Origin of the sequence: Bacteroides cellulosilyticus DSM 14838, assembly GCF_000158035.1 — a bacterium.
Taxonomy (GTDB): Bacteria; Bacteroidota; Bacteroidia; order Bacteroidales; family Bacteroidaceae; genus Bacteroides; species Bacteroides cellulosilyticus.
Map to the genome: position 1 here is coordinate 336168 of NZ_EQ973489.1, position 10741 is coordinate 346908.

A 10741-nucleotide genomic window follows, 5' to 3' on the forward strand; every position below is an offset into this window, starting at 1 on the left:
CCAAAGCAACCGCCTTTTTTATTCTTTTTCTGACGATTAGTCTGCCAATTTCTTATTGATGATAATGTATGTAATCAATCCCAGTACCATCAAAACAGCTGAAGTACCTAAAATGGTATTGTTGTTTACATTACCGGTAAAGGAACATGCAACCAAGATTACAGCTCCCACCAAGACTAATATCAAGCCCAGATTTTTTAATAAACCTTTCATGTGTGTGTATTTTAATAGATTATTATATTCTTGTCACAAAGAAAAGCATAATTCTTTAACAAGCGAAATTATTTTTGCAAAAAAACCATATTTTAATAAAGAATGAAGAATGACGAATGAAAAACGAAGATTATTAATCACTAAACCCTAATCGCTGATCACTGAATTTCAGTCTTTCGTATTGAAAAATATTTTTCTCAATACTTCCTGGCTTATGCTCAGTTCTTCTACGGTAATGCCGCGTAATGCTTCTTTTAAAGTTTGGTTAGCGATTACCCGTGCGCGTTCTTCCAGTTCTTTTCCATCTTTGGTGAGGTGGATAAGATTGGTGCGGCGGTCTTTTTTATCCGAGATACGGACTACCAGATGTTGACGTTCCATGTTATCAATCAGGCGTGTCATACTGGGCTTGTCTTTAAAAGTTGCATTGCACAACTCTTGTTGCGTCACTCCGTCTTTTTCCCACAAAAAGATGAGGACAGTCCATTGTTCCGGAGTAATCTCCAAACCGTTCTGGCGGAAGTTACGGGACAGTTTTCGGTTGATTGCGGCGGAAACTTTACCATTCAGGATGGCAAAAATCAGCCGGATGTCAAAGTTAAATTGCTCGATCATGAAATTATTGTTTAAACAACTTTGCAAAGGTAAGTCACTTCTATGATAAATCCTACCTTCAGGCACAAAAAAACATTAAATGTTTGTAGATCAAAATAAAATCCCTACCTTTGCACCGCAAATTTTTAAACGAATTATTAATTCATTAATTAAACAAGTATGAATCAATACGAAACCGTTTTCATTTTAACTCCCGTTTTGTCTGATGTTCAGATGAAGGAAGCGGTAGAAAAATTCAAAGGCATCCTTACTGCTGAAGGTGCTGAGATCGTAAATGAGGAAAACTGGGGACTGAAAAAACTGGCATATCCTATCCAGAAGAAGTCAACTGGTTTCTATCAGCTGATTGAGTTCAATGCAGACCCTACTGTTATTGACAAGTTAGAGCTTAACTTCCGTCGTGATGAGCGCGTTATCCGTTTCTTGACTTTCAAGCAAGACAAGTACGCTGCTGAATACGCTGCGAAGAGAAGAAGTGTTAAATCAACTAAAAAGGAGGATTAATCATGGCACAAGTTCAATCAGAAATCAGATATTTAACTCCGCCGTCAGTGGACGTTAAGAAGAAAAAATACTGCCGTTTCAAAAAGAGTGGTATTAAGTATATCGACTATAAGGATCCTGAATTCTTGAAGAAATTCTTGAATGAGCAAGGTAAAATCCTTCCGCGTCGCATCACCGGTACTTCTTTGAAGTTCCAACGTCGTGTAGCTCAAGCTGTAAAGAGAGCCCGTCACTTGGCTTTGTTGCCTTATGTAACTGACATGATGAAATAATAGGAGGAGGAAAGTATGGAAATTATATTGAAAGAAGACATTGTAAACTTGGGTTATAAGAACGACATCGTAACTGTTAAGTCCGGTTATGGTCGTAACTACCTCATCCCGACAGGTAAAGCTGTAATTGCTTCTCCTGCTGCAAAGAAAATGTTGGCTGAAGATTTGAAGCAACGTGCTCACAAATTGGAAAAAATCAAGAAGGATGCTGAAGCATTGGCAGCTAAATTGGAAGGCGTATCTTTGAAGATCGCTACTAAAGTTAGCTCAACCGGTACTATCTTCGGTTCTGTTGGTAACATCCAGATTGCAGAAGAATTGGCTAAGTTAGGTCATGAAATTGACCGTAAGATCATCGTTGTAAAAGACGCTGTGAAAGAAGTTGGCCAGTACAAAGCTATCGTTAAGCTGCACAAGGAAGTTTCTGTAGAGATTCCTTTCGAAGTTGTTGCTGAAGAAGCATAATTAAACTTCATATATAAAAGAAGCCCGGTTTCCGAAAGGAGGCCGGGCTTTTTTATTTACTGACTGGTTAGTTCTAATTGTATTCTTTATCAATAAAAGTAATTGTTTCATCAATTAGTTTCATGTAGTGGCTGTATGTGAGATGTGGGTCATCATGTACAAAAGAGATTTGCCGCATGGCAGCAAACCCTTCCGGGAGGAGGATGGTGAATTCCAAGATTTCTCTTAGTGACTTATTTTCATTAGAAATTTTTCTAAATTCTTGCTGACTGACGCATTTCTCTACCGCTGTCTCTTTTGCTTTGGAGAATCCTTCATAAAAAAGATGTGCATTTTTTATTACAGCATAGGCCTGGATGATTTCGACAGCAAGCTCTTTATTTTTAATATTTTGCATGACAGAAGAAGCTCTGAGCATTTCCATAGCATCGGTGACTGGAAGAAAATCTTGTGATTGGAATGGGAAATAGCCGTAGTAATTCAGAGAGTCGGAGGATGCTTCATTCATTTTGTCTTTGTATTGAAGCAGGTAGCATGCACCTTCTTTGTTGATTTTTTCGATTTTCATCATCTCTTCTATTGTTTCCCGGTTAATAAGTAATTCACTTTTGACCAACTGCAGGGCCTGTGCCACCTCTTTTTTCTTATTGTGCTCCTGAATCATATCACTTCCCACGAAAGTGATTGCAATACCCAGTACGACTGCAATGAAATTGCAGATGAAATCACCTAATCTTCCCTTGATAGCTGATCGCTTAATTTTTTCTATCAGTTTTGTATTCATAATATTAGCATAATATGTATCTTAGCAAAGATAAGGATTTTCAGAACTAATCAAATAGGAAAAGTGATGAATCACTGAAGTATCTTTGGGATGGTACAAATGGGTATAAAAAAAAAGTCTGTTCGTGCTTTCGCACGTCAGACTTTCAATTCTCTCAGTGTGTTGTTCTGAATTATTCAGCTACAACTGCTGCGCTATCTACTGCTACAGTATCAGCTGCTGCGGCTGCTTCTTCTACTGCTGCGATTGAATCAGCAATACGGATAGAATCTGCTGCTGCTTTTTCAGCGTCAGCTTGTTTGTTACCACAAGATGCGAAAGATACTGCTACGATAGCTACGGCCATCAAAACTAATTTTTTCATTTTCTTTGCTTTTTAAAAACGTAATACAATCAATTGCTTTATTAAAACGCTGCAAAGGTATGTACTTTTTCAATATGTTGTTCTCCAAATCCCAACTTTTTTTATGTTTTTTTTGGAGGTTAGCCCCTTTTGATTACTTTTTGTATGTTTAATAACATACTAATCTTCTGCAATACTGTTATATAAGTAGCGTTTGATGCTCCTTTTAGGAGTTTTCTCAAACTCGGTAGGATAGAGCTGAATCTGGCTGACTTTCTCGTAACTGGCTACACTGCTATTCAGGTTCTTCAAGTTCTCGTTCATGATGGTTTTGAGGTTTTCCTCTTGGTTCAGTCCAAGGGAATCCAAAGCTTCGTAATCTGCATAGACTAAGGCTACCAGTTTTTTATTGCGTTCGATAACGAGACTTTCCAGTACGAAAGGCAGGTTGTTGAGACGTGCTTCGATTTCTTCGGGGAAGATGTTTTGTCCGCTGGAACTCAGGATCATGGTCTTACTGCGGCCACGAATATAGAGGTTTCCTTTTTCATCCAGTTTACCTAAGTCACCGGTACGTAGCCAGCCGTCTTCGGTGAAGACTTCTTTAGTGGCTTCCGGATTTTTATAATAACCTGTCATTACATTTTCGCCGCGTACCTGGATTTCGCCGATTTCTGCCTCCGGATTTTCTTTGTAGATACGGGCTTCCATGATGTCGAGCACTCGCCCGGAAGAAGTCGGGATGAATTCGTTCCAGGGAGCGTAACTGATTAACGGCGCACACTCCGTCATGCCATAACCGATGGTGAACGGGAACTTGATGCGATGGAAGAATTCTTCCACTTCCGGGTTCATGGCAGCACCGCCGATAATGACTTCTTTGAAACGGCCGCCCAAAGCATCTATCAGTTTCTTCCGGATTTGCCCATAGATTTGTCCGTCGAGCAAAGGAATGCTGAGTGCCCATTTCATAGTCTTTTTATTTATAATAGGTTGAATGACATTCTTATAGATTTTCTCGATAACGAGTGGCACGGTAATAATCAAGCTGGGTTTTACCTCTTCGAAGGCCTTCATCAGAATCTTTGGAGAGGGGACTTTGCCCAAAAGTGTGACGTGAGTACCCACGGCAGTAGCTGTAAGAAAGTCGAAAGCGCAACCGTAGGCGTGAGCCAAGGGTAAGAAGGATAGTACTTTATCTCCCTTTTTCAACAACTCGGTGCGGATACCGAAAGTGACATTTCCTGCGAGATTGTTTCCTGTCAGCATCACGCCCTTACTGAAACCGGTGGTGCCCGAGGTATAGTTCAGCAGCATTACCTTATCATTGGAAAGAGTGGTATACTGCACGTCTTCCCGGTGGAAACCTTTCGGATAAGTTATGTGCATTTCTTCATCCAGGTGTTTGAGGAAACGATTGATTGTTTCACCGTCGCGCTGATGCAGGCAACGGAAATCGGAAAGGGAGAATACGGCACGCAATCCGGCCAGGCGTTCTTCTTCCAGATGTTCCCAGATGGAATCGCTCGTAAAGAGGAAAACAGACTCGGAGTGGTTGACGATATGATGTACATCATTCGGATTAAAATCTTGAAGAATGGGAACAACGATAGCTCCGTAAGTGATGGTGGCCATATAAGCGATGCACCAACGGGCATTGTTCTTACCGATAATAGCAATTTTGTCGCCCCGGCGCAAGCTGCAATGTTTGAATAGCAAGTGCAATTTGGCTATCTCTTGCGCCACTTGTCCATAGGAATAACTCTCGTCTTCACCGTAATCGGTATAGCAAGGAAGGTCCCAGTTTTCACGGAAACTCTGCTCGTAGAGTTTGATAAAGTTCTCTTGTATCATTGCACGAAAATTGATGATTTGTGCAAAAGTAGAAAAAATCTAATAATTATATGTAACTTTGTAGCAGAAATGTGTTTAGAATAGATATGATTGATACCAATATATTTCAAGATAAGACAGCGGTTTACTATACATTAGGTTGTAAGTTGAACTTCTCGGAAACCTCTACTATCGGTAAGATTTTGCGGGATGCAGGTGTGCGTACGGCACGTAAAGGCGAGAAAGCAGACATTTGTGTGGTGAACACTTGCTCGGTGACGGAAGTGGCGGATAAGAAATGCCGCCAGGCTATCCATCGTCTGGTGAAGCAACATCCGGGGGCTTTCGTGGTTGTGACCGGATGTTATGCCCAGTTGAAACCCGAAACCGTTGCAAAGATTGAGGGTGTGGATGTGGTGCTTGGTGCCGAACAGAAAAAAGATTTGCTTCAATATCTCGGCAACCTGCAAAAGAATGAGTCGGGAGAAGCTTATGCTTCGGCGCTGAAAGATATCCATTCGTTTGCACCGTCGTGCTCACGTGGCGACCGTACCCGTTATTTTCTGAAAGTACAGGATGGTTGCGATTATTTCTGCTCTTACTGTACCATTCCTTTCGCCCGCGGGCGGAGTCGCAATGGAACAATTGCATCCATGGTGGAACAAGCCCGCCAGGCTGCGGCCGAGGGAGGAAAAGAAATTGTGCTGACGGGTGTCAATATCGGGGATTTCGGTAAAACTACCGGAGAAACTTTCTTCAATCTGGTGAAGGCGCTGGATGAAGTGGAAGGCATTGAGCGCTACCGAATTTCCTCCATAGAGCCCAATTTGCTGACTGACGAGATCATAGAATTCGTTTCTCATTCCCGCAGTTTCATGCCTCATTTCCATATTCCGTTGCAGTCCGGTAGTGACGAAGTGCTGAAGCTGATGCGCCGGCGATATGATACGGAACTTTTCGCTTCCAAAGTGCGGAAAGTGAAAGAAGTGATGCCCGACGCTTTTATCGGTGTGGATGTGATTGTGGGCACACGTGGTGAAACGGATGAATATTTTGAGCAGGCCTACGAATTTATCAAAAGCCTGGATGTGACCCAGCTTCATGTGTTTAGCTACTCCGAACGTCCGGGTACGCAGGCATTAAAGATAGACCATGTGGTAACTCCCGAGGAAAAACACCGTCGGAGTCAGCGCCTGTTGGAACTTTCGGACGAAAAGACGCATGCATTCTATGCCCGTCATATCGGACAAACCCTGCCTGTGTTGTTGGAACGTTCCAAGCCGGGAACTCCTATGCATGGCTTCACTGCTAACTATATCCGTGTGGAGGTTCCCCACAATGATACATTGGATAATCAGGTGGTGCCTGTTCGTTTGGGCGATTTTAATGAAGACGGAACGGCGTTGCAGGGAATGGTGCTATTATAATAAGGTATAAGAAAAGTATGAAATCGAAACTTGTCTACTGGCTGACTTACGCTGGCATGTGGCTTCTGGCTCTGCTTCCTTTTCGGGCACTTTATATATTGTCCGATGGGGTTTGTTTTTTGATGCGTCATGTGGTGCATTATCGTCGTAAGGTAGTTCGTAAGAATCTGAAGAATTCTTTTCCTGAAAAATCCGAGGCTGAACTGCGCGAGATTGAGCGTGAGTTTTATCGCTATATCTGCGACTATATGCTGGAAGAAATAAAGATGATGCGTATGTCGTTCGAAGACCTTTCCCGTCGTATGGAGTATGGTAATACTGAAGAATATCTTGCCATGCTCGAAAAACATGGAGGTATCGTTGTACTCATTCCCCATTATGCCAATTTTGAGTGGCTGACGGCGATGGGAGCCTTCATGAAGCCGGAAGACGTACCATTGCAAGTGTATAAACCTTTGCGAAACAAGTATATGGATGAAATGTTCAAGATCATCCGTGCCCGTCATGGTGGCTATAATGTACCGAAACATTCCACTGCCCGCGAAGTAATCCGGTTGCGCCGTGAAGGGAAGCATGTAGTGATCGGACTGATTACCGATCAGTCTCCCAATCGCAATGAAGCCCATCACTGGACAACTTTCCTGAATCAGGATACCGTATTTATGGATGGTGGTGAACGTATTGCCAGAATGATGAATTATCCTGTTTTTTATTGTGAATTGGAAAAACGGGGTAGAGGATATTGCAAAGCATACTTTGATCTGTTGACTGAAACCCCGAAGCAAACTGCCGAGGGAGAAATAACCGAACTATTTGTGCGTCGCTTGGAGCAGACCATTCGCCGTGCTCCTGCTTATTGGTTCTGGTCGCATAAACGGTGGAAACTCACACGGGAAGATTTGAAGAAACAGCATGAATAAGATAGCAGTTGTCATATTAAACTGGAACGGGTGCGATATGCTCCGCTCGTTTCTTCCTTCCGTAGTACGCTTTTCTGAAGCGGACGGTGCGGTAGTGTATGTTGCTGATAATGGTTCTACGGATGCATCTGTTGATATGCTTTGTCGTGAATTCCTTACCGTCCGATTGATTCTGTTGGAAGAAAATCAAGGTTTCGCTGATGGTTATAATATGGCATTGCAAGAGGTCGATGCCGAGTATGTAGTACTTCTCAATTCAGATGTGGAGGTGACGGAACATTGGCTTCAGCCACTGGTTGACTATATGGATGCTCATCCTGAAGCGGCGGCTTGCCAACCGAAGATACGCAGTTGGAGGCAGAAGGAGATGTTTGAGTATGCCGGTGCGGCGGGTGGTTTTCTTGATCGTTACGGCTATCCGTTCTGTCGTGGTCGGATTATGGGTGTGGTAGAAGAGGATAGGGGACAATATGACACTATCATTCCCGTCTTTTGGGCTACAGGTGCAGCTTTATTTATCCGCCTGAAAGATTATCGTGAAGTCGGTGGATTGGATGGACGTTTCTTTGCCCACATGGAAGAGATTGATCTTTGCTGGCGGCTTCGTGCACGTGGCCGCCAGATTGCCTGTGTGCCGCAAAGTGTGGTTTACCATGTAGGCGGTGCTACGCTGAAGAAAGAGAATCCCCGAAAGACTTTCCTCAATTTTCGTAATAATCTTGTCATGCTTTACAAGAACCTGCCATCCAAGGATTTTGCTTCCGTGATGCGTACCCGTGCAGTTCTTGACTATATAGCTGCATTGAGTTTTATACTTAAACTACAGTTCCCCAATGCATTGGCAGTTCTTCGCGCACGGCGTGAATATCGTTTGTTACGTTCTTCTTTTACTCCTGCACGTGAAGAGAACCTGAAAAAAACTTCCCTTTCCGTGATACCGGAATGGACAAAAAGCAGTATCTTGGCACAGTATTATTTACGTGGAAAGAAATTTTTCTCGCAATTATAGCTTTTTCTTTTTACCGATTGTTTATTATTTAAACGTATTGCCTTATGACAAAATTAGTTAGAAAGATTGGACTGGTGGCGCACGACGCCATGAAGAAAGACCTCATAGAGTGGGTTCTCTGGAACTCAGAATTGCTCATGGGGCACAAGTTTTACTGTACAGGTACTACGGGAACTCTTATTCTTGAGGCTCTTAAGGAAAAGCATCCCGATGTTGAGTGGGATTTTACCATTTTGAAATCCGGTCCTTTGGGTGGTGACCAGCAAATGGGATCTCGCATTGTGGATGGCGAGATTGATTATCTTTTCTTCTTCACTGATCCTATGACGTTGCAGCCGCACGATACGGATGTGAAAGCGCTGACTCGTCTTGCCGGTGTTGAGAATATCGTTTTTTGCTGTAACCGTAGTACGGCAGACCATATTATTTCAAGCCCGCTATTCGTTGATCCGACGTATGAACGCACTATTCCGGATTACACCGGCTATACCAAACGATTTGAAAATAAACCGGTGGTTGCCGAGGCAGTGGAGTCTGCAAAAAAACGGAAGAAAAAGAGAGGATAAAGTAAGTTCTCCGATAAGAATAAAAAGGGGGAGAAGGGCTTCATATTGGAAAGTCCTTCCCCCCCTTTCTATGTGAAGCTTTCGGATAGTTATAACAAAAATAAGGACGACTTTCCCGAGCTTCCACGCATCCGTATGGTATGGAAATCTATTGCTGCCCAACTCTCGAAAGAGAACCGGAAGTTTATTTACGGGCGGTTGAAGAAGGGTGCGCATGCCAAAGATTTTTCCGGTAGTTACTTCTGTAATAACCGGCGGTCGGTGATATTATAATAGAAATTCCTCTATATTATCTCGCGTGATAACCTTGAATGTAGCGTTCGGGTAACTGTTAGTGAATGTTTTTGGAACTTTGGCGATTCTCTTTGGATTCCATTTAAACTCATAAGCTGCCAGTTGCCCGTTGCCTTCTTCAATGAAGTCAATTTCTTGCATGGCAGTGGTGCGCCAGAACCATGTATTATACCATAGGCAGTGGTAATGCAAAAACTTCATTCGTTCCGATACTATAAAGTTTTCGAATAATGCTCCAATATCAGGGCGGGTTTCGGCTAATGCAAAGTTGGCGATAACCGCATTGCGGATGCCGTTGTCATAGAAATATATTTTCCGGCTACTCTTTAGCTCATTTCGTAAATTACGGCTGAAAGATCCTAAGCGGAAGATGATATATGATTGCTCCAATAAAATGACATAACGTTCCACTGTCTTTGGATCTAAATCACACAGTTGCCCTAATTCATTATATGAAACTTCGGAACCTACTTGGAAAGCAAGAGCTTGTAAAAGTTTTACTATTTTGTCGGCTTTCTTTATATGTTCCCAATCCAGGATATCCTTATATAAATAACTGTCGGAAAGTTGTTTCAGAATTTCAACCTCTGAGCCGGGATGGTTCACTACGTCCGGATAATAGCCATATACCAGTCGGTGGGGAAGTAGTCTTTTCTCATCCATAAGTCCATGATGATTAACCATCTCTTCAAAGGAGAGGGGATACATTTTATATTCCCATTTCCTTCCGGTCAGTGGTTCATTGATTTTGTTGGCAAGATCGAAGGAAGAACTTCCGGTTGCTATCAGCTGAATGTCCGGCAGTTGGTCTGTGATGAGTTTAAGTCTTATCCCAATGTCTTCAATTCGTTGTGCTTCATCTATGATAACAGTTTTATTATTGCCGAAGATATACTTCAAACGCGTTGCTGAGATGTTTTCAAAAAGTGCACGAGTATCCTGTTCGTCTCCATTGAGCCACAATATACCTTCTTTTTCTTTGAACAGATGTTTCAATAGGGTAGTCTTACCTACTTGGCGTGCCCCCATGATGACAATGGCTTTATCTTGTCCCAATTTATTTCGTATGCTTTCTTCTAATACTCTTGTTATCATACTCTTATTGCTTTTTTCTGAAAGCAAAGATAACAGATAATAAACGCAAATCCAAAAATATCATGTTTTTTACGGAATGAAATCCGTAAAAAACATGATATTTTTGGAAATGTAACTATTGTATAATCTGAAGATGGTGTTTTTCAGTTGCTCTTTGTTCGGTTTGTTTTAGTATAAATATCCCAAAGAGAAAGTGAAGCTTCTGTTTTTGTATGTATAGTCGTTAGCTTTAGATACGTTCATTAAACTCCAATCAGCTCCAAATGAGAGTTGAAAATGCTTTGCATATTCTACACCGACATTGAATCCGCATCCCCAATCGAATCTTTTATACCCATATTTATCACTAAAAATGTCACTTTCAGTGTGAAACTTTTTCCGTTTCTATAAGATTTCTCTTT

At 42.1% G+C, this 10741-nt stretch carries 15 protein-coding genes; 8 read left to right on the plus strand and 7 right to left on the minus strand.

What is annotated here, in order from left to right; translation table 11 throughout:
* Window positions 1-36: 36 nt before the first annotated feature.
* Both BACCELL_RS26785 and BACCELL_RS04000 read right to left on the minus strand, forming a co-directional pair.
* Window positions 37-213: a hypothetical protein gene (locus tag BACCELL_RS26785; RefSeq protein ID WP_022209392.1), complete on the minus strand. Its 177-nt coding sequence runs from the start codon at window positions 211-213 to the stop codon at window positions 37-39.
* A gap of 168 nt (window positions 214-381) precedes the next feature.
* Window positions 382-828, minus strand: coding sequence for a MarR family winged helix-turn-helix transcriptional regulator (locus BACCELL_RS04000; RefSeq protein WP_007210276.1), 447 nt, complete (start codon window positions 826-828; stop codon window positions 382-384).
* A gap of 159 nt (window positions 829-987) precedes the next feature.
* Here BACCELL_RS04000 and rpsF point away from each other — a divergent pair, with 159 nt between their 5' ends.
* From rpsF to rplI, 3 genes are read left to right on the plus strand one after another with little or no spacing between them, the layout of a single operon-like run.
* On the plus strand, window positions 988-1332 hold the full coding sequence (gene rpsF, locus BACCELL_RS04005; protein ID WP_007210277.1) for a 30S ribosomal protein S6: 345 nt from the start codon (window positions 988-990) through the stop codon (window positions 1330-1332).
* 2 nt (window positions 1333-1334) lie between these two features.
* Window positions 1335-1604: a 30S ribosomal protein S18 gene (gene rpsR / locus BACCELL_RS04010; RefSeq protein WP_007210278.1), complete on the plus strand. Its 270-nt coding sequence runs from the start codon at window positions 1335-1337 to the stop codon at window positions 1602-1604.
* A gap of 15 nt (window positions 1605-1619) precedes the next feature.
* Window positions 1620-2069 carry a 50S ribosomal protein L9 gene (rplI, locus tag BACCELL_RS04015; protein ID WP_007210279.1) on the plus strand — a complete coding sequence of 150 codons (450 nt, stop codon included), beginning with the start codon at window positions 1620-1622 and terminating at the stop codon, window positions 2067-2069.
* A gap of 73 nt (window positions 2070-2142) precedes the next feature.
* On the opposite strand, the gene BACCELL_RS04020 is transcribed toward rplI, so the two are convergent.
* The 3 genes from BACCELL_RS04020 to BACCELL_RS04030 all read right to left on the minus strand — a co-directional run bounded on the left by BACCELL_RS04020 (window position 2143) and on the right by BACCELL_RS04030 (window position 5050).
* Window positions 2143-2853 carry a hypothetical protein gene (locus BACCELL_RS04020; RefSeq protein ID WP_007210280.1) on the minus strand — a complete coding sequence of 237 codons (711 nt, stop codon included), beginning with the start codon at window positions 2851-2853 and terminating at the stop codon, window positions 2143-2145.
* 172 nt (window positions 2854-3025) lie between these two features.
* The gene (locus tag BACCELL_RS04025; protein ID WP_007210281.1) at window positions 3026-3217 is read right to left on the minus strand and encodes a PG1828 family lipoprotein; all 192 of its coding nucleotides are present in this window, start codon (window positions 3215-3217) and stop codon (window positions 3026-3028) included.
* Between the two features lie 159 nt (window positions 3218-3376).
* Entirely contained in the window at window positions 3377-5050 is a 1674-nt protein-coding gene (locus BACCELL_RS04030; RefSeq protein WP_007218926.1) for a long-chain fatty acid--CoA ligase, read from the minus strand.
* Between the two features lie 86 nt (window positions 5051-5136).
* On the opposite strand from BACCELL_RS04030, the gene mtaB reads away from it, so the two are divergent.
* The 5 genes from mtaB to BACCELL_RS04055 are packed head-to-tail and all read left to right on the plus strand — an operon-like array spanning window position 5137 to window position 9224.
* On the plus strand, window positions 5137-6456 hold the full coding sequence (gene mtaB / locus BACCELL_RS04035) for a tRNA (N(6)-L-threonylcarbamoyladenosine(37)-C(2))-methylthiotransferase MtaB (RefSeq protein WP_007210284.1): 1320 nt from the start codon (window positions 5137-5139) through the stop codon (window positions 6454-6456).
* Between the two features lie 17 nt (window positions 6457-6473).
* Window positions 6474-7376, plus strand: coding sequence for a lysophospholipid acyltransferase family protein (locus BACCELL_RS04040; RefSeq protein ID WP_007210285.1), 903 nt, complete (start codon window positions 6474-6476; stop codon window positions 7374-7376).
* Complete coding sequence (locus BACCELL_RS04045) at window positions 7369-8385, plus strand: glycosyltransferase family 2 protein (protein ID WP_007210286.1); 1017 nt, start codon at window positions 7369-7371, stop codon at window positions 8383-8385. The genes BACCELL_RS04040 and BACCELL_RS04045 overlap by 8 nt, the downstream gene beginning before the upstream one ends.
* Before the next feature lie 44 nt (window positions 8386-8429).
* Window positions 8430-8951 carry a methylglyoxal synthase gene (locus BACCELL_RS04050; RefSeq protein WP_007210287.1) on the plus strand — a complete coding sequence of 174 codons (522 nt, stop codon included), beginning with the start codon at window positions 8430-8432 and terminating at the stop codon, window positions 8949-8951.
* Between the two features lie 45 nt (window positions 8952-8996).
* A complete protein-coding gene (locus BACCELL_RS04055; RefSeq protein WP_044153283.1) occupies window positions 8997-9224 on the plus strand; it encodes a hypothetical protein in 228 nt (75 codons plus the stop codon).
* Here the strand turns inward: BACCELL_RS04055 and BACCELL_RS04060 are convergent.
* On the minus strand, window positions 9219-10340 hold the full coding sequence (locus BACCELL_RS04060; RefSeq protein ID WP_007210289.1) for an ATP-binding protein: 1122 nt from the start codon (window positions 10338-10340) through the stop codon (window positions 9219-9221). The genes BACCELL_RS04055 and BACCELL_RS04060 overlap by 6 nt on opposite strands.
* Before the next feature lie 168 nt (window positions 10341-10508).
* On the minus strand, window positions 10509-10694 hold the full coding sequence (locus tag BACCELL_RS27730; protein WP_428829204.1) for an outer membrane beta-barrel protein: 186 nt from the start codon (window positions 10692-10694) through the stop codon (window positions 10509-10511).
* Window positions 10695-10741 lie beyond the last annotated feature (47 nt).